17 protein-coding genes are annotated in these 22,703 nt (G+C 66.7%); 7 read left to right on the forward strand and 10 right to left on the reverse strand.

The window, feature by feature from the left end; genetic code table 11:
* Window positions 1-301: 301 nt before the first annotated feature.
* The 9 genes from RT697_RS20870 to RT697_RS20910 form a co-directional block, all read right to left on the reverse strand.
* Complete coding sequence (locus RT697_RS20870; protein WP_062838418.1) at window positions 302-976, reverse strand: amino acid ABC transporter permease; 675 nt, start codon at window positions 974-976, stop codon at window positions 302-304.
* A gap of 112 nt (window positions 977-1,088) precedes the next feature.
* Window positions 1,089-1,766 carry an amino acid ABC transporter permease gene (locus RT697_RS20875; RefSeq protein ID WP_234015831.1) on the reverse strand — a complete coding sequence of 226 codons (678 nt, stop codon included), beginning with the start codon at window positions 1,764-1,766 and terminating at the stop codon, window positions 1,089-1,091.
* A gap of 20 nt (window positions 1,767-1,786) precedes the next feature.
* A complete protein-coding gene (locus tag RT697_RS20880; protein ID WP_313701490.1) occupies window positions 1,787-2,533 on the reverse strand; it encodes an amino acid ABC transporter ATP-binding protein in 747 nt (248 codons plus the stop codon).
* A gap of 73 nt (window positions 2,534-2,606) precedes the next feature.
* Window positions 2,607-3,461: a transporter substrate-binding domain-containing protein gene (locus tag RT697_RS20885; protein ID WP_313701493.1), complete on the reverse strand. Its 855-nt coding sequence runs from the start codon at window positions 3,459-3,461 to the stop codon at window positions 2,607-2,609.
* 10 nt (window positions 3,462-3,471) lie between these two features.
* Complete coding sequence (locus tag RT697_RS20890) at window positions 3,472-4,419, reverse strand: N-carbamoyl-D-amino-acid hydrolase (RefSeq protein ID WP_313701495.1); 948 nt, start codon at window positions 4,417-4,419, stop codon at window positions 3,472-3,474.
* 22 nt (window positions 4,420-4,441) lie between these two features.
* Window positions 4,442-5,920 (reverse strand): dihydropyrimidinase, encoded by a 1,479-nt coding sequence (hydA, locus tag RT697_RS20895; RefSeq protein WP_313701496.1) that lies wholly within the window; start codon window positions 5,918-5,920, stop codon window positions 4,442-4,444.
* A 28-nt stretch (window positions 5,921-5,948) separates the two neighbouring features.
* Window positions 5,949-6,728 carry an SDR family oxidoreductase gene (locus tag RT697_RS20900; RefSeq protein WP_313701498.1) on the reverse strand — a complete coding sequence of 260 codons (780 nt, stop codon included), beginning with the start codon at window positions 6,726-6,728 and terminating at the stop codon, window positions 5,949-5,951.
* A 13-nt stretch (window positions 6,729-6,741) separates the two neighbouring features.
* Window positions 6,742-7,668 (reverse strand): dihydrodipicolinate synthase family protein, encoded by a 927-nt coding sequence (locus tag RT697_RS20905; RefSeq protein WP_313701500.1) that lies wholly within the window; start codon window positions 7,666-7,668, stop codon window positions 6,742-6,744.
* 120 nt (window positions 7,669-7,788) lie between these two features.
* Window positions 7,789-8,730: a LysR substrate-binding domain-containing protein gene (locus RT697_RS20910; RefSeq protein ID WP_313701501.1), complete on the reverse strand. Its 942-nt coding sequence runs from the start codon at window positions 8,728-8,730 to the stop codon at window positions 7,789-7,791.
* A 174-nt stretch (window positions 8,731-8,904) separates the two neighbouring features.
* On the opposite strand from RT697_RS20910, the gene RT697_RS20915 reads away from it, so the two are divergent.
* The 3 genes from RT697_RS20915 to hrpA all read left to right on the forward strand — a co-directional run bounded on the left by RT697_RS20915 (window position 8,905) and on the right by hrpA (window position 15,127).
* A complete protein-coding gene (locus RT697_RS20915; protein ID WP_313701502.1) occupies window positions 8,905-9,585 on the forward strand; it encodes an aspartate/glutamate racemase family protein in 681 nt (226 codons plus the stop codon).
* 7 nt (window positions 9,586-9,592) lie between these two features.
* A complete protein-coding gene (locus RT697_RS20920) occupies window positions 9,593-11,002 on the forward strand; it encodes an FAD-binding oxidoreductase (protein ID WP_313701503.1) in 1,410 nt (469 codons plus the stop codon).
* 84 nt (window positions 11,003-11,086) lie between these two features.
* Window positions 11,087-15,127 carry an ATP-dependent RNA helicase HrpA gene (gene hrpA, locus RT697_RS20925; protein ID WP_313701504.1) on the forward strand — a complete coding sequence of 1,347 codons (4,041 nt, stop codon included), beginning with the start codon at window positions 11,087-11,089 and terminating at the stop codon, window positions 15,125-15,127.
* 246 nt (window positions 15,128-15,373) lie between these two features.
* On the opposite strand, the gene lpxO is transcribed toward hrpA, so the two are convergent.
* Complete coding sequence (lpxO, locus tag RT697_RS20930; protein WP_313701505.1) at window positions 15,374-16,273, reverse strand: lipid A hydroxylase LpxO; 900 nt, start codon at window positions 16,271-16,273, stop codon at window positions 15,374-15,376.
* 149 nt (window positions 16,274-16,422) lie between these two features.
* On the opposite strand from lpxO, the gene dnaE reads away from it, so the two are divergent.
* Genes dnaE through RT697_RS20950 form a run of 4 tightly spaced genes read left to right on the forward strand, consistent with a single transcriptional unit; the run spans window position 16,423 to window position 22,696 of the window.
* Window positions 16,423-19,914 carry a DNA polymerase III subunit alpha gene (gene dnaE / locus RT697_RS20935; protein WP_313701506.1) on the forward strand — a complete coding sequence of 1,164 codons (3,492 nt, stop codon included), beginning with the start codon at window positions 16,423-16,425 and terminating at the stop codon, window positions 19,912-19,914.
* Window positions 19,915-19,954: 40 nt separating this feature from the next.
* Window positions 19,955-20,803 carry a polysaccharide deacetylase family protein gene (locus tag RT697_RS20940; protein ID WP_313701507.1) on the forward strand — a complete coding sequence of 283 codons (849 nt, stop codon included), beginning with the start codon at window positions 19,955-19,957 and terminating at the stop codon, window positions 20,801-20,803.
* Window positions 20,800-21,552: a glycosyltransferase family 2 protein gene (locus RT697_RS20945; protein WP_313701508.1), complete on the forward strand. Its 753-nt coding sequence runs from the start codon at window positions 20,800-20,802 to the stop codon at window positions 21,550-21,552. Before RT697_RS20940 ends, RT697_RS20945 begins: the two co-directional genes overlap by 4 nt.
* Before the next feature lie 28 nt (window positions 21,553-21,580).
* Complete coding sequence (locus tag RT697_RS20950; RefSeq protein WP_313701509.1) at window positions 21,581-22,696, forward strand: glycosyltransferase; 1,116 nt, start codon at window positions 21,581-21,583, stop codon at window positions 22,694-22,696.
* Window positions 22,697-22,703: the final 7 nt, after the last annotated feature.

Consider the following 22,703-nt stretch of genomic DNA (forward strand, 5'->3'; position numbering starts at 1 on the left):
GGCGAATTCAGGGGCTTCGAGGGCGGAGACGGTGTCTGGTTCCAGGTCGGGCATGATGTGAGTTGCTTAAGAATCCTATGGGTCGCGGGACGGCGCAGGCCGGCAGGCCTTGCGGAGAGCGCCGCCTCAGGGGGCGGCGCTACGCGGAATTATAGGGCGCGCGATGGCCCGGTCCGCGCCATGCGCAGCACGCATTGTTGCGGGCGCCCCACAGGATGTCGCGCGGGCGGGCCGGGCAGACGCTCCGGCCGCCGCGCTGGCCGCCGCGCTAGCCGCCGCGCTGGCAGCCGCGCGAAAAGGATCAATGCCGGGAAAGCTGCCGGTGTTCCAGCCGGCTCAGCAGCCGAACCACCGGCCACAGCAGCGCCAGGTAGAAAAGCGCCGCCAGCACGATGGGCGACGGGTTGTACACCAGCGACTGGGCGTCGCGGGCCACCCGCAGCAGCTCCGGCAGCGCCACGGCGCTGGCCAGCGTGGTCAGTTTGACCACTTCGAGCGTGTTGCTGATGAGGTCCGGCATGACGTTGCGAGTGGCCTGGGGAATCTGCACGTGCCACATCGTCTGCCAGGCGGACAGCCCGGTGGAGCGCGCCGCCTCGATCTGCCCGCGCGGCACGCTTTCCAGCCCGGCGCGAAACACCTCGCCGTAATAGGACGAATTGTTCAGCATGAAGCCCACGGCCACCGCCAGCAGCTTGGGCAGGTCCAGGCCCAGGAACGGCGCCCCGAAATAGATGAAGATCAGCAGCACCAGCGGCGGCAACGCGCGGAAGAAGTCGATGTAGATGGCCAGCAGCACGCGCGACCAGCGGGCCTTCAGCGTGACGGACAGCACGCCGATGAGCAGACCCGACGCCAATCCCACCGGGATTACCATGGCCGACAGCATCAGCGTGCGGCCCAGGCCCTGCAACAGGTACGGCGCCACGCTGACGTAGATGTTCAGATTGAAGAAATTCTGCAGGATTTCGTCCATGCGGTTCCCCTGGGGCCCGTTCGGGGCTCCCTTGTTGTGCCGGGCGGGCGTGATCGGCCTTGCGTCCCGCCCGGTGTTTATTCGTAAAGATGCGTCCGGTCAGAGCTTCCCGTCAGTGCTTCCACTTGAAGCGCGTTTCGGTCCAGCGCCCCAGAATCACCACGGGCAGGAAGATCAGCAGGCACGCCACCGCGGCCAAGGTCAGCGGCGTGGCGTTGCCGGCATTGCTGCTGGCCGATTGCGCGTTGTTGAGCACTTCGCTCAGGCCCACGACCGAACCCAGCGCGGTGCTCTTGGTGATGGCGATGACCCGGTTGGTCAGCGGCGCGACCGTCAGCCGCATCGCCTGCGGCATCACGACATACACCATGCTCTGCAGCCAGTTCAGCCCCGTGGAGCGCGCCGCCTCGGCCTGGCCGCGCGGCACCGACAGGATGCCCGCCCAGAAGATCTCCTCGGCAAACGCGGCCAGCACCAGCGACAGCGACAGCCAGCACGCCATGAACGCCGACATCGACAGGTTGATGTAGGGGAACGCAAAGAACAGCACCATGATCACCACCAGCGGCGGCAGCGCGCGCAGGATGTCGGCAAAGCAGATGATCAGGAAGTTCACCGGCCGGATGCGCAGCGCGCGCACCACGGCCAGCACGAGGCCAAGCGCGACGCCCGTCGCGGCCACCGCCACGCCCAATTGCAGCGTGACCCACATGCCGGCCAGGATGTCGGGCAGGTAGCGCCAGGCGACCTCGGCGTTGAAGAACGAGAACAGCAGGGCATTCAGATCCATGGAGCACTCTTCAAACCGCCTTACGCGGCATGTTCCGTCATGCTGGCCAGGAAGGCCTGGGTGCGGGGTTGCCGGGGGGCGCCAAAGACGTCCTGCGGCGGGCCTTGCTCGACGATGACCCCGCCGTCCATGAACACCACCCGGTCGGCCGCCGCGCGGGCAAAACCCATTTCGTGGCTGACCACCATCATCGTCATGCCGTCGCGCTTCAGTTCACGCATCACGTTCAGCACGCTGCCCACCAGCTCCGGATCCAGCGCGCTGGTCGGCTCGTCGAACAGCACCACCTTGGGCCGCAGCGCCAGCGACCGCGCGATGCCCACGCGCTGCTGCTGGCCGCCGGACAACTGGTCGGGATAGGCGCTCGCCTTGTCGGCCAGTCCCACGCGGTCCAGCGCTTCCATGCCGCGCCGGTCGGCCTCGGCGCGCGCCAGCTTCTGCACCTTGCGCAGCGCCAGCGTGATGTTCGACAGCACGGACATGTGGCGGTACAGATTGAAGTGCTGGAACACCATGCCGATGTTCTGACGGATGCGGTTCAGCTCGGCCGACGGGGCGGTGATCTCCTCGCCGTCGACATGGATGCTGCCGGCGGTCGGCTCCTCCAGCCGGTTGCAGCAGCGCAGGAGGCTGCTCTTGCCTGAACCGGACGGGCCGATCATGAAGACCAGCTCGCCGCGGCTCACGTCCAGGTCGATCCCCTTGAGGACCGCGTTGTCGCCATAGGACTTGTGCAGCCCGGCGATTTTCAGGATCGGCGTTTTCATCGAAAGCTCCTCAAAGCGCGGGCAGGGGCCGCGAAGCGGCTCCTCCCCCTGTCGTTGGCGGTGCGTCGGAAAATCAGCTGCAGCGCAGCGCGACCGGCTGGGCGTCGTAGCCCGGCAGGTCCGGCACGCCCTGGCCCGGCGTCACGGTGACCGCTGCGGAACCGGCTGCAGGCGTGAAGCCGAACCATTTCTGCGCCAGCTTGGAGACCGTGCCGTCCTGCTTCAGGCACTTGAGCGCCATGGACACGCGGTCGCGGCCCGCCTTGTCGTCCAGCCGGAACGCCAGCGCCCAGACCAGGCCCGTCTTGATCGTGTAGCTGGTGCGCACGGCCGGGTTCTGCTTGGCGGCCCAGGCCGCCACGGTGTTGCCCGCCAGATTGGCGTCCGCGCGGCCGGCCTGCACCGCCTGCACCGCATCGGCGTTGGAGGCGTACACGTCGTACGTGAAGCCATACTTGGCCGCGTTGTCGCGCGCCCAGTTCTCGTAGGCCGATCCCTTGTTGACCGCCAGCTTCCTGCCCTTCAGGTCGTCCAGACCCTTGATGTCCTTGCCGTTCTTGCCGACCACGAAGGTGTAGTCGGTATTCAGATAACCCTCTGAAAACAGCAGGGCGCGGGCGCGTTCCTCGGTGGCGGTCGTGGGGGCCAGCACGAAGTCGTACTTCTTGGCGTTCAGGCCCGGAATCAGCGCCGCGTACTCGGTGCCTTCGATCTTGATGGTGGTGCCCAGCTGCTTGGCGATTGCCTGGCCCAGCTCGATGTTGAAGCCGTCCAGCCCGCCGCCCAGCTTGGGCATGGCGTGCGGGGCAAACGTGGCGTCCACGCCGGTCGTCAGCGGCTGGGCGGCCGCGGCCAGGCTGGCGCCGGCCAGGCACAGCGTGAGACCGCAGCGGCCGGCAAATGTCAGGGTGCGGAGAAGGCGGGTCATGGCAGGTCCTTTAGGGAAGAGGCGTCTTGCCCAGGGCGGGCCCGGCCCCTACGCGCTCAAGAATCAGGCCGTAGTGTTCCGGGCGCCGGTGGGCGGCGAAGTTGAAGATGTGCTGCTTGAAGGTGTCTCCCAGCGCCAGATCGGCCTGGCAGAAAATCACCTCGTCCTCCTCCCCCTGCGCCTGCGCCACGATCTCGCCCGTGGGCGCGACGATGGCCGATCCGGCGATCAGGTGGCTGCCGTCCTCGATGCCGGCCTTGCCTGCCGCGGCCACCCAGACCGCGTTCTGGTACGCGGCCGCCTGCAGGCTGAGCAGGTGGTGGAACATGCGCAAGTGGACCGGTTCGTTCCAGTGGATATTCAATGACGGCGTGTTGTATCCCAGCGCCACGATCTCGGCGCCCTGCAGCGCCAGCACGCGCCAGGTCTCCGTCCAGCGGCGGTCGTTGCACAGGCACATGCCGATGCGCGTGCCCAGCGTTTCCCAGACGTTGAAGCCGTCGTTGCCGACGTCAAAGAACTTCTTTTCCAGGTGCTGGAACGGGGCCTCGGGCTTGTGATCGCTGTGGCCCGGAAGATGGATCTTGCGGTAGCGCCCGACGATGCGCGCGTTGGCGTCGACCAGGATGCTGGTGTTGAAGCGCCGGCCGTCCGAAGCGATCTCGGCATAGCCCAGGTAAAAGCCGATGCCCAGTTCCCGGGCGGTGTCGAACAGCACGCGGGTCTCGGGGCCGGGCATCTCCTTTTCGAAGTAGCGCGCCATCGCCTCTTCTTCCGTCATCCAGTAGCGCGGAAAGAAGGTGGTGAGCGCCAGTTCCGGAAACACCACCATGCGCGCGCCGCGTCCATGCGCCTCGCGCATCATCGCGAGCAGGCGCGCCACCGCCTGCCGCCGGGTTTCCTCGGGTTGCACCGGACCCATCTGCGCGACCGCCAGGCCGAAGGGACGTTTGCTCATGCCGGGTTCCTTTAGCTATGAATCAGGCGGCGCTATCGGCCGAAAAATACTTGCGCACCAGCGCGTTTGGATTGCCGGTCAGGCGCTGGCGCAATACGGGCTCGGGCGTGCCGCGCTTGATGAAGCGGCCGCTGCCGCGCTCGACATGCAGCTGTCCGTTCTCGACGGCGATGCGGCCGCGGCTGATCACCACCTCGGGCCAGCCGCGCACGGTTCGGCCCTCGTAGGGCGTGTAGCCCACGTTGTCGTGCAGCATGGATGCGGAGATCGTGACCTCGCGTTCCGGATTCCAGATCGCGATGTCGGCGTCCGCGCCCACCGCGATCGTGCCCTTTTGCGGGTACAGGCCGTACGTGCGGGCATGATTGGCGGCGGTCAGCGCCACGAAGCGTTCGATCGGGATGCGCCCGCCCAGCACGCCTTCGGAAAAGAGCAGCGGCATGCGTACTTCCAGCCCCGGCACGCCGTTGGCCACGTCCTTGAACGTGGTGGCGTCGCCCTTGGGCAGCTTGCCGCTGGCGTCGAAGCGGTAGGGGGCGTGATCGGACGAATAGATCTGCAGGGTGCCGTCCGTCAGACCCTGCCAGACGGCTTCCTGCGAGGCTGCGTCGCGCGGGGGCGGGCTGCAGCAGAACTTGGCGCCTTCCAGGCCGGGCGCGTCGATGTCGTCGGCCGTCAGAAACAGGTACTGCGGGCAGCTTTCCGCGTGGATGGGCAACCCCAAGGCCTGCGACGAATGCACCACGCGCACCGCTTCCAGTCCGGCGACGTGAACGATCAGGATGGGCACGTCCATCATCCGGGCCAGCGTCACGGCGCGATGGGTCGCCTCGCTTTCGGCCAGCGGCGTGTGCGCCACGGCGTGGTACTTGGGCGCCGTCATGCCGCGCTCGGCCAGGCGGCGGGCCACCCAGCGGATCATGTCGTTGTTTTCGGCATGCACCATCACCAGCGCGCCTTCACGGTCGGCGACCTCCAGCACGTCCAGCAACTGGTAATCGTCCAGCTTCAGGCGGTCGTACGTCATGAACACCTTGAAGGACGTGATGCCGTTCTTGATGAGTTCGGGCAGGTCGTGCTTGAGCGCCTGTTCCGTGGGATCGGACAGGATCAGGTGAAAGCCGTAGTCGATGACCGCCTTTTCCTCGGCGCGGCGGGCGTAGTCGGCCACCACTTCCGGCAACGCGTTGCCGCGGTGCTGGGCGGCGAACGGAATGATGGTGGTGGTGCCGCCGAATGCCGCCGAGACGGTCGCGCTGTAGAAGTCGTCGGCGCACATGATGCCCATGCCGGACAGCTGCTCGACGTGACAGTGGCTGTCGATGCCGCCCGGCAGCACCCACCGTCCAGCGGCGTCGATGTCCCGCGCGCCCGGCGGCAGGCCCTGTCCCAACGCAACGATCACGCCGTCGCGCACGCCGATGTCGGCGTGAAAGGTGTCGGTGGCTGTGCTGATGCGGCCATTGCGGATCGTCAGGTCGAATGCTGCGGTATCGGTCATGGGTAAGGGGTTCCGCGCAAGGAGTGGGTCAGAGCGTTCCGGGATAGATGCCGCCGTCCAGCACCAGGTTCTGTCCCGTCATATAGCCGGCGCGCGCGCCGCACAGGAAGGCGCAGGCGTCGCCGAATTCGGCGGGGTCGCCATAACGGCCGGCAGGAATGCCGGCTAGCCGCGCGGCCAGCACGTCGTCCACCGTCTTGCCGCTGTCGCGCGCGCCGCGTTCGGCGGTCTGGCGCAGGCGGTCCGTCAGGAACGGCCCGGGCAGCAGGTTGTTGATCGTGACGCCGTGGCGCACGGTCTGGCGCGCCAGTCCCGCCACGAAGCCGGTCAGGCCGGCCCGCGCGCCGTTGGACAGGCCCAGGATGTCGATGGGCATCTTCACGGCGGCGGACGTGATGTTGACGATGCGGCCAAAGCGGCGCGCGATCATGCCGTCCACCGTGGCGCGGATCAGCGCGATGGGCGTCAGCATGTTGGCGTCCAGCGCCGCAATCCAGTCTTCGCGCGACCACTCTCGGAAGTCGCCGGGCTTTGGCCCGCCCGCATTGGTGACCAGGATGTCGGGTTCGGGGCAGGCCGCCAGCAGCGCCTGCCTGCCGGCTTCGGTGGTGACGTCGGCGGCCACGGTGACGACCGATGCGCCGGTCTCACGGCGGATCGCGTCCGCAGCGGCGTCCAGCGTGGCCGCCGTCCGCGCGGCCATCACCAGATTCACGCCTTCGCGCGCCAGGGATAGCGCAGAGGCGTAGCCCAGGCCCTTGCTCGATGCGCACACCAGCGCGTGCTTGCCCTTGATGCCGAGATCCATGCGTTTGCTCCTTTCAACCCTGCACGGGTTGGCGACCGGTGGCGGCCAGCGACAGGCCGACGCGCGCAACAGTGGCTTCCAGTTCGGCCGCGGTCACCGGATCGATACGCATCGCCGGCGCGCGCAGCGCATGACTCTTGATGGCGCCCCGGCGTTGATAGACGTACTTGCGCAGAGCCAGTCCGATCTTGGGCTGGAATTCGTAGCGGATCAGCGGGCAGTAGCGGTCGAAGATCGCGGCGGCGCCGGCGTGATCGCCGCTGGCGTAGCGTTCGTAGATGGCGACCAGGATTTCGGGAAACGCGAAGCCGGTCATGGTGCCGACGGCGCCGCGCTGCAGCTCTTCCAGGAAGTACACGCCGCCCAATCCGCCGAAGATGGCCATGTCGGCGTCAGGCACCAGTTCGCGGATGCGGCTAATCTTCTGACCCACCGGCGGCTCTTCCATCTTGATCATGTGCACGCCGCCTTCGCGGCCCAGCCGCGCCACGACCTCGGGGCGGATTTCGGTGCCGAAGGAATCCGGAAAGTCGTGGATCACGACCGGAATCTTCACGGCGTCGGCCACGGCCTTGTAGTAGTCGAACAGCAGCGCGTCGCTGGCGTTGTCCAGGGGCGCCGCGAACACGGCCGATGCGCCCAGCTCCTGCGCTTCGCGGGCCTGCTCGATGGCGCCGGCGATGCCGTGGGCACGCACGCCGACCCACACCGGCACGCGGCCGTCCGTGTGCTTCACGAAGGTTTCCAGCACCAGCCGGCGTTCGTCGTTGGACAGCTTGTGCAGCTCGCCTAGAAAGCCCAGGATGGCCAGCCCGGTCACGCCGGTTTCAAGCAGGAAGTCGACCAGCGTGCGGATGCTGTCGGCATCGACCCGCAGCGCATCGTCAAAGGGCGTGGGGCAAATCGTGAAGACGCCTTTGGCGTCGATGGAGGCTGCCATCTTTTCTCCGTCAGGATGCGTGAAAACCGAAATCGGAAGCGACGTTTCGATGTCATCCTAAAGCGGAAGTTTTAGAACTCCACTTGCTTTTTTATTGCCTTGGTATAACAGCCAGTTAAGTCAAGGTTTACCCTTGGCAGGGTTTGTCTGGACGTTTGAGGAGAGCTCGAATCCCTGTTCGCAAAGCGTGTGGCGCAGCACTTCCACAAAGGCCTGCGCAAGCTGCGACAGCGGCTCGAAGCGCGACTGCACCAGGCTCGCGGTCAGGATCTTTGCTTGGTCGATCGGGCGCACCACGAAGTCGCCCTGCGTGCGGCTCTTGACCGAGAATTCATCGACGATGGCGATGCCCGCGCCGGCCTGCACCAGCGAACACGCGTTCTGCGGCGAACTCACTTCCACGGCCAGCCGGCGGGCCTGTCCCGCCTCGTGGTACATCTGCTCGACCAGCATGCCGAACGGGGTGTCGCCGCCGTACGAAATGAGCGGATAGGGCAGCAGGTCGCCGATCGACAGCAGCGACCGATGGGCCAGCGGATGGTTGTACGGGCAGATGCAGACGAGCCGGGCCTGGCCGATTGGCTGAGTCAGCAGATTCGGATGCTGCACGGGCAGGATCACCACGCCCAGTTCGGCGCGGTTGTCCAGCAGCATCTGCGTCAGGGGCTGTTGCGTCAGCGGCTGGAAGGTGACCTTGACGTCCGGGTGCGTTTCGCGAAAGCGCGAGATCGTCAGGGGCACGAGCATGTGGCCGATGCTGGGGCTGGACACCAGGTGCAGGATGCCGCTGCGGCGCTCGGACAATTCCGAAGCCAGTTCCTCCACGCGCCGCACGCCGGCATAGACCGTTTCCACTTCGCGAAAGAGCTGCCGCGATTCGGGCGTGGGATACAGCCGGCCCTTGATGCGCTCGAACAGCGCGAAGCCCAATCGCTGTTCCGTATGCGACAGCAGCCTGCTGACCGCGGGCTGCGAGACGAACAGCAGCTTGGCCGCCCCGCTGATCGAACCTGTGGTCATCACCGCCCGGAAAACTTCGATTTGCCGCAGATTCAGTTGCATGGCGCGCCCGCTCCGAATTGACGCGACGAGCATAACAAAGGGTTAAGGGCAGCGCACAAATTGACAATACATGCTCAGGCCGCCCGCAGATAGACTGGCGCCGTACCTTGCCCCGGCCCGCCTCAACATGGCGCGGGCCCCGCCACCACCAGGACGGACGACCAGGACGGACGAATGGAACAGACCCTGTTTGTGATCAATCCCAATTCCACCCAGGCCGTGACGGACGCGTTCGACGCGGCGCTGGAACCGCTGCGCATGGCCGGCGGTCCGCGCATCCAATGCCTGACGCTGGCCGAAGGGCCGGCGGGCGTCCAGACGCAGCTCGACGTCGAAAGCGTGACGCTGCCGCTCGCCGCCCTGGTCCGCAAGCTGGATGCCGAGCACGGCGCGGCCGCCGCAGGCTACGTCATCGCGTGCTTCAGCGATCCGGGCCTGCACGCGGTGCGCGAAGCCACGCGCAAGCCGGTGCTGGGCATCAGCGAATGCGGCATGCTGACCGCGCTGACGCTGGGCCAGCGCGTTGGCGTCATTGCCATCCTGCGCCAGTCGCTGCCGCGCCACGGCCGCATGTTCGGCGCGATCGGCCTGTCGGGCCGCGTGGCGGCCGAGCTACCGCTGGATCTGGGCGTTGTGGAGCTGTCGGACGAGGCGCGCACCCGCGAGCGCCTTCTGCACGTCGGCGCGCGGTTGCGCGACGAGTACCAGGCCGACGTGCTGGTGCTCGGCTGCGCCGGCATGGCCGCCTACCGCGGCTGGCTGCAGGCCGAGCTGGGCCTGCCCGTGGTCGAGCCGACACAGGCGGCCGCGGCGATGGCGATCGGCCGCATCCGCCTGAACTGGCACGGCGCCTGAGGCCTCCATGCGCAATCACGAACTGATCGAACGGCTGTCCCACCTGGTCGGCGACAACGGGCTGGTGCTGGATACCGAGGGCCAGGGGCCTTACGTGCGCGACTGGCTGGGCAAGTGGCAGGGCAGCACGCCCGTGGTGGTGCGGCCGCGCAACGCCACCGAGGTGTCGGCCGTCATGCGGCTGTGCCACCAGACGCGTACGCCGGTGGTGCCGCAGGGCGGCAATACCGGCATGAGCGGCGGCGCCACGCCAGACGGCAGCGGCGCGCAGGTGATCCTGAGCCTGAACCGCATGAAACGCATCCGCGAGGTGGATCCGGTCAACAACACGCTGTGCGCCGACGCCGGCGTGCTGCTGGCCGACGTGCAGGCCGCCGCACGCGAGGCCGGCCGATTCTTCCCGCTGAGTCTGGGCGCGGAGGGCAGTTGCACCATCGGCGGCAATCTGGCCACCAATGCCGGCGGCACTGCGGTGCTGCGCTACGGCAACACGCGCGACCTGGCGTTGGGGCTGGAGGTGGTGCTGCCCGATGGCCGCGTCTGGAACGGCCTGCGCGGCCTGCGCAAGGACAACACCGGCTACGACCTCAAGAGCCTGTTCATCGGGTCGGAGGGCACGCTGGGCATCATCACCGGCGCGGTGCTCAAGCTGTATCCCGCGCCGGCGGGCCGCGTGGCGGCGTGGGTGGGCGCGGACACGCCCGCGCAGGTGGTGGCGCTGCTCAGCCGCCTGCAAAGCAGTTGCGGTGAACGGCTCACCGCGTTCGAAATGATGTCCGCGCGTTGCCTGGACCTGGTGGTGGCGCACGTCAGCGGCGCGGCCAGCCCGCTGGCCGGCCGCCACGCCTATCACGCGCTGCTGGAGCTGTCGGACACCGAGCCCGCCGGCCTGCCCGCCTTGCTGGAAGCGGCGCTCGGCGCGGCGCTGGAGGACGGCGTCATCCAGGACTGCGTCGTCGCGATGAACGACACGCAGGTCCAATCCCTGTGGCGGCTGCGCGAAGGCATCTCGCAGGCGCAGGTGCGCGCGGGCAAGGCCGTCAAGCACGACATCGCGCTGCCCATCTCGCGCCTTGCCGCGTTCGTCGAGGAAGCGGATCTGGCGCTGGTGTCGGATTTTCCGGGACTGCCCATCATCAACTTCGGCCACATCGGCGACGGCAACCTGCACTACAACGTGCTGCTGCCGCTGGACGTGGCGCCCGCCGAATACGCCCGGCTGACCGCGGCGCTGAACCGCCGCGTGCACGACCTGGTCGCGCAGCGCGGCGGCAGCATCAGCGCCGAGCACGGCGTGGGCCAGTTGCGGCGCGACGAGCTGCGCCGCTACAAGTCGCCGGTGGAAATGGACCTGATGCTGATGATCAAGCGGGCGCTCGATCCCAACCAGCTGATGAACCCGGGCAAGCTGCTGTAGGGATCCGCGCGGGGGGCAGGCAGGGGCCGCGCGCGCGAAGGCCGCCAGAAATTTATAATGGCGGGCTAATCGGATAAATCCTACATGCCTGAATCCTCCAGCCCGCGGGCGCCGAAGAAGCCGGCGCCGCGCGCCACTGACCGGGAGCAGTCCCCGGAAGACGCCCGGCAAAGTGCTCAGCCAGACCCTCGGCCAGACCCCCGGCAAGCCTCTCGGCAAGCTCCTCGGCCAGACACCCGGCAAGCCCCCCGGGCCCGGCCCGAAGGCCGCCCCGCCGCGCCCCGTCCCGAACGGCCCATCCCGGCCGTCACCTACCCGGAAGACCTGCCCGTCAGCGCCCGGCGGCAGGAGATCGCGCGCGCCATCGCCGGCCATCAGGTCGTGATCGTCAGCGGCGAAACCGGCTCGGGCAAGACCACGCAGCTTCCCAAGATCTGCCTGGAGCTGGGCCGCGGCCGCCAGAAGATGATCGGCCACACGCAGCCGCGCCGCCTGGCGGCGACCTCGGTGGCCAAGCGTATCGCCGAGGAACTGAACACGCCCATGGGCGAAGTCGTCGGCTACCAGGTGCGGTTCAACGACCGCACCGGACCCAACGCGTCCATCAAGCTGATGACGGACGGCATCCTGCTGGCCGAATCGCAGCGCGATCCGCTGCTGCGCCGCTACGACACGATCATCATCGACGAGGCGCACGAACGCAGCCTGAACATCGACTTCCTGCTGGGTTATCTCAAGCAGCTCTTGCCGCGGCGCCCGGATCTCAAGCTCATCATCACGTCGGCCACCATCGACGCCGAGCGCTTCGCCAGGCACTTCGCCGCGTCGGAAGACAAGCCCGCGCCGGTCATCGAAGTCTCGGGGCGCCTGTACCCCGTCGAAGTGCGCTACCGGCCCGTGCGCGAAGAGCCCGCCGCCGACGACAACGCGCCCGCGCCCAACAAGGGCGGCCGCGACCGCGAGCGCATGTCGGGCGACGAAGAGCGCGACCTGATCGACGCCATCGTCGACGCCGTCGACGAATGCGCCCGTCATGGTCCGGGCGACGTGCTGGTGTTCCTGCCCGGCGAACGCGAAATCCGCGAATCGGCCGAAGCGCTGCGCAAGCGGCACCCGGCCGGCACTGAGGTCCTGCCGCTGTTTGCGCGCCTGTCGCAGGCCGAGCAGGAACAGATCTTCCGCCCGCGCGGCAACGCGCGCCGCATCGTGCTGGCCACCAACGTGGCGGAAACCTCGCTGACCGTGCCCGGCATCCGCTTCGTCGTCGACAGCGGTCTGGCCCGCATCAAGCGCTATTCGTGGCGCAACAAGGTCGAGCAGCTGCGCATCGAGCCCATCAGCCGCGCCTCGGCCAACCAGCGCGCAGGCCGCTGCGGCCGGGTGGGGCCGGGCGTCTGCATCCGGCTCTACGACGAGCTGGATTTCAACAACCGCGCGGCCTTCACCGACCCCGAAGTGCTGCGCTCGTCGCTGGCGTCGGTCATCCTGCGGATGAAGTCGCTCAAGCTCGACGACATCGAACAATTCCCCTTCGTCGAGGCGCCGCCGGGGCGGGCGGTGGCCGACGGCTACCACCTGCTGCAGGAACTGGGCGCCATCGAACTGGCGTCGGCGTCCGACGACGACACGGACGACGGGCGCACGGGCGCCTCGTTTGTCCTGACCCGCACCGGCGATGAGCTGGCAAAACTGCCCGTGGACCCGCGCATCGGCCGGATGATCCTGGCCGCACGAGAACACCAGTGCCTGGCCGAGATGCTGATCATCGCCTCCGCGCTGTCCGTGCAGGATCCGCGCGACCGCCCCATGCAGGAACGCGAGGCCGCCGAGGCCGCGCACGCCAAGTTCGGGGACGACAAGTCCGAGTTCATCTCCTTCGTGAAGCTGTGGCGCTGGTACGGCGAGCAGGTGCAGCACAAGGCGTCGCAGCGCAAGCTGGTGGGCCTGTTGCGTCAGAACTTCCTGTCGCCCATCCGCCTGCGCGAATGGCACGACGTGCACACGCAGCTTTCGGCGCTGGTGGGCGAACAGGGCTGGCGCGTCAATCAGTCCGAAGCCACGTACGAACAGCTGCATATGGCGCTGTTGTCCGGGCTGCTGGGCAACATCGGCTTCAAGAGCGACGAAGGCGGCAGCTACCAGGGCGCCCGCGAAATCCGCTTCCACATCCATCCGGGCTCGCGCCTGGTGAAGAAGGCCGGCCGCTGGATCATGGCGGCCGAGCTGGTCGAGACGACGCGCCTGTACGCACGCTGCGTGGCGCGCATCGACCCGGTCTGGCTTGAAAAGGTCGGCGCGCACCTGATCCGCAAGAACTGGTCGGACCCGCGCTGGGAAAAGAAGGCCGGGCAGGTCGTGGCCAACGAGCGGGCCACGCTCTATGGCCTGGCCATCTACACCGGCCGGCGCATCCACTACGGCCGCGTGAACCCCACGCATGCGCGCGAACTCTTCATCCGCCAGGCGTTGGTGCCCGGCGAGATCGACACGCGGCTGCCGTTCGTCGCGCACAACCGCAAGCTCATCGCGGGCATCGAAAAGCTGGAACACCAGACCCGGCGGCCGGACATCCTGGTCGACGACGAGCTGATCTACGCGTTCTACGACCGGCAGCTTCCCGCCGACATCTCGCAGACCGCGACGCTGGAAAAATGGGTAAGCGGCCTGGACAAGGCGGCCGCCGCCAAGCTGATGCTGACGCGCGACGAACTGATGCGGCACGAGGCCGCCGGCGTCACGACCGATGTCTTTCCCAAGAAGGTGGAATGGCAGGGCGTGTCGATGGCGCTGGACTACCACTTCGAACCGGGCTCGCCGCGCGACGGCGTCACGCTGTCGGTGCCGCTTTTCGCGCTGAACCAGATCGATCCCGCGCGCTGCGAGTGGCTGGTGCCCGGCATGCTCAAGGAAAAGGTGCACCTGCTGCTCAAGTCCCTGCCGCAGAAGCTGCGCCGCCATTGCGTGCCGCTGCCCGACTACGCCGCAGGCTTCTACGACCGCTGGTTCGAGCGCCTGGCCGACCCGCAGACGGGGCTGGTGGACGCCATCATCGCCGACATGTGGGATCAGGTGCAGGTCCGCCCGGCGGTGGGGGACTTCAAGCTGGAAACGCTGCCGGCGCATCTGTTCATGAACTTCCGCGTCGTGGACGAGCACGGCCGCATGCTGGCAGCCGGCCGCAATCTGGCGCAGTTGCGCGCCGAGTTCGGCAAGCAGGCCCAGGCCACCTTCCAACAACTGGCAGCCAGCGACACGCAGGTCGCGCAGGCGCTGGCGCACGAAAACCTGACCTCCTGGTCGTTCGGGCCCTTGCCGGAGATCATGGAGATCAAGCGGCGCGGCCAGTCCGTCATCGGCTATCCGGCGCTGGTGGACCGGGGCGCGCATTGCGACCTGGACGTGTTCGACGATCCCGACGAGGCGCGCAAGCACCATCGCGCGGGCCTCCTGAAACTCTTCCGGTTGGCGCTGCGCGAGCAGGTGAAGTTCCTCGAAAAGAACCTCACCGATCTCACCAAGATCAGCATGCTGTACATGACGCTGGGCACGCAGGAAGAACTGCGCGACCAGATCATCGACTGCGCGCTGGGGCAGGCGTGTCTTGCCGAGCCGTGGCCGGTGAACGAACAGCAGTTCGAAGCCCGCCGCGCCGATGGCAAGGGGCGCCTGGGTCTGTTGGCCCAGGAAGTGGCGCGGCTGGCCGGCGCGGTGCTGACCGAGTACGCGGCGCTGCAGCGCAAGCTGCCGCAGGCCAAGCCCCACGCGGCCGCGTACGCGGATCTGCAACAGCAATTGGGTGCGCTGATGCCCAAGTGGTTCATCCGGGACACGCCGTATGCGCAGTTGTCGCACTTCCCGCGCTACCTGAAGGCGGCGGTGGCGCGCATCGACAAGCTGCGCGCCGATCCGGCAAGGGACGCGAAACTGGTGTCGGAAATGGCGCCGCTGCTCACGCAATACCAGCGTGCCCGCGCGGCGCTGAAAGGCGCGGCCGATCCCCGCCTGGACGAGTTCCGCTGGCTGCTCGAGGAGCTGCGGGTCGCGCTTTTCGCCCAGGAGCTGCGCACGCCGATGCCGGTGTCGGTCAAGCGGCTGATGAAAAGCTGGGAATCCTTGCAGCGCTAGCTTGGGTGTCAGACACCCCAAAGCCGGCGCAGCGCAAGTCCAGTTGTCTGACACCCCAAAGCCGGCGCCGCGCCAGTCCAGGTGTCTGACACCCCAGAGCCGGCGCAGCGCCAGTCCAGGTGTCTGACACCCCAGAGCCGGCGCCACGCTTGCCGGGGTCTCACCCGGGTGTCAGACACCGGCAAAAAAAAGCCGCAATTGGCATTGCGGCTGTTTTTTTCTGCAGGATGCCAATGCACGCGCGCCTTACAGCGCCAAAAACCCCACGATCACCAGCGCAATCAACCCGTACTTCGTGACCTTGTACGCCGTACGGTTCCACTTCTTGAACGCCTTGCGCTTCTGGTCGATCACCCAGTGCGCATGGGTCAGCTTGTTGATGGCCCCCGTCTGGTCGCCGCCGTCGTTCGGCGAGCTGGCCGCGGACATGACCTTGCGGCCGAACCAGCGGTTGAAGGCTTCGGCCCAGCGCCACTTCAAGGGACGCTCGACGTCGCAGAACAGGATGATCCGGTTCTCGTCCGTCTTGTTGTAGGCCTCGTGGACGTAGGTTTCATCAAACACCACGCTTTCGCCATCGCGCCAGCTGTAGTGCTCGCCGTCCACGATGATGTGGCAGCGGTCGTCGTTAGGCGTGACCAGCCCAAGGTGATAGCGCAGGGACCCGGAAAACGGATCGCGGTGCGGATTGAGCTGACCACCCGGCGGCAGCTCGGCAAACATGGCGGCCTTGACCTTGGGCAAACCCTTCAAGATGGCGACCGTCTTGGGGCAGAGTTCCTCGGCCGACGGGTGGCGGGCGTCGTACCACTTCAGGTAGAACCGCTTCCAGCCGTACTTGAAGAACGAGTTGAAACCAATGTCGTTATGGGTGTCGGCCGCCTTGATCCGGCGAAGCTCGGCCATTTGCATGGCTTCGTCGCGGATCGTCTCCCAGTTGTCGTCCAGCACCTTCAGTTCGGCGATTTCGCTGGTCGTCAGGTAAGGCGTGGTCGGCACGCGGGACGTCAGCACCATGAATGCGTTGATCGGCGCCAGCAGCACCGAATGATCCAGCATTTGCCGTCCTAGCGGCAGTTTGACGCGGCCTCGGAAGTGCGCGAACAGGATGGCGGCCAGCCAGATTCCAGGTATTAGCCATTTCATAGGTATTTCTCGTCGTGCGACGGGGTAGTGCGGTATGGGCGGTATTGTCCCACAAGCCTCCGTGGGGACTCCTTCAGGACGGGATGCATTCGGCGGATTCTGATGCGAGGATTGTTCTAGGGAGGTCGGGCGCTGGGTACAATTCCGCCATGTCCGAAGCCGTAACGACCCCGACCCCATTTGTTCACCTGCGCGTCCACTCCGAGTTCTCGGTCGTGGACGGCACGGTGCGTATCCCCGATCTCATCAAGCGCGTGGCCAAGCTGGGCCAGCCCGCCGTCGCCCTGACCGATCTGTCGAACCTGTTCGGACTGATCAAGTTCTATAAGGGCGCGCGCGGCGCGGGGGTCAAGCCCATTGCGGGCTGCGACGTCTGGATCTCCAACGACGAAGACCCGTCCAAGCCCTTCCGCCTGCTGTTGCTGGTGCGCAACCACCAGGGTTACCTGAATCTGTGCGAACTGCTGTCCAAGGCGTTCCTCACGAACCAAGGCAAGGGCCGCGCCGAAATCCGCCGCGAATGGCTGCAAGGGCAGGCTGGGCTCATCGCCCTGTCCGGGGGGCGCGCGGGCGACGTCGGGCAGGCGCTCGAGGCCGGCAACGCCGTGTCGGCGCTGGCCCTGGCCCGCCAGTGGGCGCTGATGTTCCCGGACAGCTATTACGTCGAACTGCAACGCGCCGGCATGGACGGCGACGAAGGCTACTGCCAGGCCGCCATGCGGCTGGCCGCGGAAGCCGGGCTGCCGGTGGTCGCCACCCATCCCGTGCAGTTCCTCGACGAGTTCGAATTCCAGGCCCACGAGGCGCGCGTCTGCATCGCCGAAGGCGAAATCCTGGCCAACCCGCGCCGCGTGCGCCGGTTCTCCAAAGAGCAGTACCTGCTCAGCTCCGAGGAAATGGCGCGCCGGTTCGCCGACGTGCCGTCGGCGCTGGCCAACACGGTCGAAATCGCCAAGCGCTGCAACCTGAGCCTCGTGCTGGGCAAGCCGCGCCTGCCCAATTTCCCCACGCCCGACGGTGTGACGCTGGACGATTACCTGGTCCAGCTCTCCGAGGAGGGTCTGGAAAAGCGCATGGAGTTCCTGTTCCCGGACGTCGCCGAGCGCGAGTCCAAGCGCGAGCAGTACTACGAGCGGCTGCGCTGGGAGTGCAAGACCATCATCCAGATGGGCTTTCCCGGCTACTTCCTGATCGTTCAGGACTTCATCAACTGGGGCAAGAACAACGGCGTGCCGGTCGGCCCGGGCCGGGGCTCCGGCGCCGGTTCGCTGGTGGCCTACGCGCTGGGCATCACCGACCTCGACCCCATCCGCTATGACCTGCTGTTCGAGCGCTTCCTGAATCCCGAGCGGGTCTCCATGCCCGACTTCGATATCGACTTCTGCCAGGACAACCGCGAACGGGTCATCGACTACGTCAAGGAAAAATACGGCCGCGCCGCTGTCAGCCAGATCGCCACCTTCGGCACGCTGGGCGCCAAGGCCGTGGTGCGCGACGCCGGCCGCGTGCTGGACATGCCCTACATGTTCTGCGACGGCCTGTCCAAGCTGATCCCGTTCAATCCGATGGATCCCTGGACGCTGGAACGCACCCTCAAGGACGAACCCGCCTTCAAGGACCGCTACGAGCAGGAAGAAGAGGTCCGCGCGCTGGTCGACCTGGCCAAGCCGCTCGAAGGCCTGACCCGCAACATCGGCATGCACGCGGGCGGGGTGCTGATTGCGCCCGGCAAGCTCACCGACTTCTGCCCGCTGTATTGCCAGCCGGGCCAGGAAAACAGCGCGGTTTCGCAGTTCGACAAGGACGACGTCGAGGCGGCCGGTCTGGTGAAGTTCGACTTCCTGGGCCTGCGCAACCTGACGATCCTGGACTGGGCCGTGCGCTACGTGCGCCAGTTCAACGCCGAAAAGCGCGACTTCGACGTCATGGCGCTGGCCCTGGACGATCCGGCGGCCTACAAGATCCTGTGCGACGCCAACACCACCGCGGTGTTCCAGCTTGAATCGCGCGGCATGAAAGAGCTGCTCAAGAAGCTGCGGCCCAATACGTTCGAAGACATCATCGCCATGCTGGCCCTGTATCGTCCGGGGCCGCTGGAATCCGGGATGGTGGACGACTTCGTGAACCGCAAGCACGGGCGCGCGGCGGTCGACTATTTCCACTCGGACCTGGAAGCCACCCTCAAGAGCACCTACGGGGTCATCGTCTACCAGGAACAGGTGATGCTGATCTCCCAGATCATCGGGGGCTACTCGCTGGGCGGCGCCGATCTGCTGCGCCGGGCCATGGGCAAGAAAAAGCCCGAGGAAATGGCCAAGCATCGCGAACTGTTCGAACAGGGCGCCAAGGAAAAGGGCCACGATCCGGACCTGGCGGTCAAGCTGTTCGACCTGATGGAAAAATTCGCGGGCTACGGCTTCAACAAGTCGCACTCGGCCGCGTACGCGCTCATCTCGTACCAGACCGCCTGGCTGAAGGCCTACCACCCGACCGAATTCCTGGCCGCCACCATGTCCTCGGACATGGACGACACCGACAAGGTCCAGATCTTCTGCCGCGACGCCCAGGACAACGGCGTCGAGGTGCTGCCGCCCGACGTCAACCATTCGGGCTACCGGTTCGAACCCGTCGCCGACAAGCACACCGAAAAAGGCAAGCCGCCGCGCACCATGCGTTACGGCCTGGGCGCCGTCAAGGGCACCGGGCAGGGCGCCGTCGAGGACATCCTGCGCGCGCGCAAGGAAGGCGGCCCGTTCCTCAACCTGTTCGACTTCTGCCGGCGCGTCAGCAAGCAGGCCGTCAACCGCCGCACCATCGAGGCCCTGATCAAGGCCGGCGCGTTCGACACCATCGAGCCGAACCGCGCCGCGATGCTGGCGTCGGTGCCCACCGCCATGGAAGCGGCCGAGCAGGCCGCGCGCAGCGCCAACCAGGCATCGCTCTTTGGCGACGACAGCGGCGACGTGGTCGCGGGTGAACTGGCCAAGGTCGCGCCTTGGGATCTGCACAAGAAACTGACCGAAGAAAAATCCGCGCTGGGCTATTACTACAGCGGTCACCTGTTCGACGCATGGCGCGATGAAGTGCGCCGTATCGTGCCGATGCAACTGGCCCGCGTGGAGCCGCAACGCGACCTGCAATGGATGTGCGGCGTGCTGGCCAGCGTGCGCGTCATGATGACCCGCCGCGGCAAGATGGTCTTTGCCGTGCTGGACGACGGCACGGCGCAGGTGGAAATCTCGGTCTTCAACGAACTCTTCGAAAAGCACCGCAACCGGCTGCGCGAAGACCAGCTCGTCATCGTGCAGGGCAAGGTCAGCAACGACGACTATTCCGGCGGCATGCGCATCGTCGCCGAGCAGCTCTATGACCTGCAGCTTGCGCGCGAGGCCCGCGCCAAGTCGCTGCGCGTCAAGCTCAATGGCAGCGCCGACGCGGCCCGCCTGCGCCAGATGCTCAACCCGTTCCGCGCCGAACCCGAAAACGGCATTCCGGGCGTGCCGGTCGACATCGTCTACACCAAGAACAATTTTTTGTGCACGGTCAGGCTCGGCGAAGAATGGCGCGTGCGCATGGCCGATACGCTGCTGGCCAACCTGAACGCCTGGACCAAACCGGACGGCGTGGAGGTCACGTACTGATGACGCCCAGTCATATGCGCGGGCTGGCGGAGCGCCGCAAATGAACGCGCCCAACGTGCCGGTGCTGATGTATCACCACGTCACGCCGGCGGGCGGCATGATCGCCTCGACGCCCGAGGTCTTCGAATCGCAGCTCTCGCGTCTGGCCCGCGCCGGCTACCAGTCGCTGACCGCCGCGCAGTTCGCCGGCTATCTGGCCGGCGGCAGCGTGCCCGAACGGTCGGTGCTCATCACGTTCGATGACGGATATCTCAACAACTGGGTGCATGCGCATCCGATCCTGGCGCGTCACGGCATGCGCGCGGTGCTGTTCACCATCACCGGCTGGATCGGCGACGGCCCTGTGCGGCCTCACGCGGGGCAGGGCGGCCCGCTGCCCCCCACGCCCGACCACCACGCCTGCAAGGAACTCGTGGACGCGGGCCGTGCGGACGAGGCGATGCTGCGCTGGAGCGAGATCGAGGCCATGCAGGCCGCCGGCACCTTCGAGTTCCATTCCCATACCAACACGCACACCCGCTGGGACAAGGTCTGTGGCGCGGATGTGGCCGCCAAGCGCGAGCGCATCGCGCAGGATCTGCACGATTCGCGCGACGCCCTGATCCGCCGGCTTGGCGGCGTCAGTGACCATCTCTGCTGGCCGCAGGGCTATTTCGATGCGGACTACGTGGCCGCGGCCCGGCAGGCCGGTTTCCGGCACTTGTACACTACCGACCCTTTCGGCCAGAACCTCCCTGGTGCGGATCCCGGTCACATCTATCGCTTCGCGGTGCGCAATCAGGGCGGGTCCTGGCTGAACCGCCGGATCTGGCTGTCGCGCGACCCGTTCTGGGGACCGCGCTATCACGCCTGGAAGGCCTGGAAAAAGCGTCTTAGGAATCGCGGATGAAGTTATCAGTCATCATCATCACCAAGAACGAAGCGGCAAACATCGCCGCCTGCCTGAAGTCCGTGTCGTTCGCCGACGAGTTCATCGTCGTGGATTCGGGCAGCACCGACGGCACCGTGGAATTGGCACAGGCGCTGGGCGCCCGGGTCGAAGTCACCCCCGACTGGCCCGGCTTCGGTCCGCAGAAGAATCGCGCGCTGGATCTGGCGACGGGCGACTGGGTGCTGTCGATCGACGCGGACGAGCGTGTCACCCCCGAGCTGGCGCAGGAAATCCAGGACGTGCTGCGCGCGCCCCAGGCCGACGCCTATGAAATCGCGCGCCTGTCCAACTTCTGCGGCCGAGACATCCGCCACAGCGGCTGGTGGCCCGACTACGTGCTGCGCCTCTTCAAGCGCGGCACGGCGCGCTTCACCGACGCCGCCGTCCACGAACGCGTGGTGCCGGCCAACGGCCGTCCCCTGCAGATGCGCGGCTACTTCAACCACTATCCGTACGACAACCTGGACGCGCTGATCACCAAGGTCAACCGCTATTCGTCCGACGCGGCCGCCATGATGTATGCCAAGGGCAAGCGCACCACAATCTTCGGGGCGCTGGGCCACGGCTTCTGGACCTTCGTGCGCATCTACCTGATCCGGCGCGGTTTCCTGGATGGCCGCCACGGGCTGGTGCTCGCAGTGATAGCGGCGATGGGAAGCTTCCTGCGCTACGCCAAACTCATGTTCCTCGCATCCCGCGGCAATTAAATTCGACGAGGCATCGCGTCCCGAATCCATGAATATTCTGTACACGAATTACCACAGCAATACGACGATTGGCGGTCACACCATCTACGTAGTGTCGTTGCTGCGCGCGCTGGCCCAACATCATCAGTTGACGGTTGCCGTCCCCGGCGGCAGCAGCCTTTACCGGCTGGCGAGCGAAGTGCCCGGCGTGCATGCGGTCGCCCAGGACTATCCCAGCCGGCTGGGCAAGCGCCTGGCTGCCGCGCGCAGCCTGCGCCGCGTGATCGTTTCCCGGAAGATCGACGTGGTTCACGTCAATGGATCGTCCGACCACCGCACCGTCATCCTGGCCTGCATGGGGTTGGGCAAACGCCGGCCGCGCATCGTGTTGACCAAGCACAATGACATCCCCATCTCGTACCTTGGCGCCGCCGTGCGCACGCGCATGGGCACCGACCACGTGATCGGCGTGTGCGACTTCGTCGAGCGCATGCTGCGCGCCTCGCCGTACGCGGCGCGGCCGCTTTCCACCATTGCCAACGGCGTGGACAACGCGCGGTACGCGCCATGGCCGGCCGAGCGCGCGCTGGCTGCCCGCAACGCGCTGCTCGGCGATCGCGCGGCCAAGTGCACGCTGCTGGTCGGCAGCAACGCGGGTACGAACGACTACAAGGGCTGGATGGACATGGCGCGGGCCGTCGCCCAGCTCGGTCCCAGCGCCGAGGGCGTCCACATCGCCCTTGCCGGCGCCGCGCCCACCGAGACGCAATTGCAGGAAGTCGAAAAACTGGGTCTGGCCGATCGCGTCATTTTTGCCGGAATGCTCGATGACGTGCGCCCGTTCCTGGCCGCGCTCGATGTCGGTTTCGTACTGTCGTACCGCGTCGAAACGATTTCGTTTGCCTGCCGCGAGATGATGTCGATGGGATTGCCGGTCATCGTCTCCGATCAAGGCGGGCTTCCGGAAAACATCGACGAAGGCGTCGACGGCTGGGTGGTGCCAAAGAAAGCTCCCGACGCGGTCGCGCGCGTCATGGCCGGCATCCTGGCCGATCCGGCTTGCATCGCCCGCATGGGACCCGCCGCACGGGCCAAGAGTGTGGCCGAATTCGGCCTGGACAAATTTGCCCAGCGCACGGAGCAGGTTTACTTAAGTTTGGCCTGATGGGCGT

This window comes from Achromobacter sp., from assembly GCF_032113835.1.
Taxonomy (GTDB): Bacteria; Pseudomonadota; Gammaproteobacteria; order Burkholderiales; family Burkholderiaceae_B; genus Achromobacter.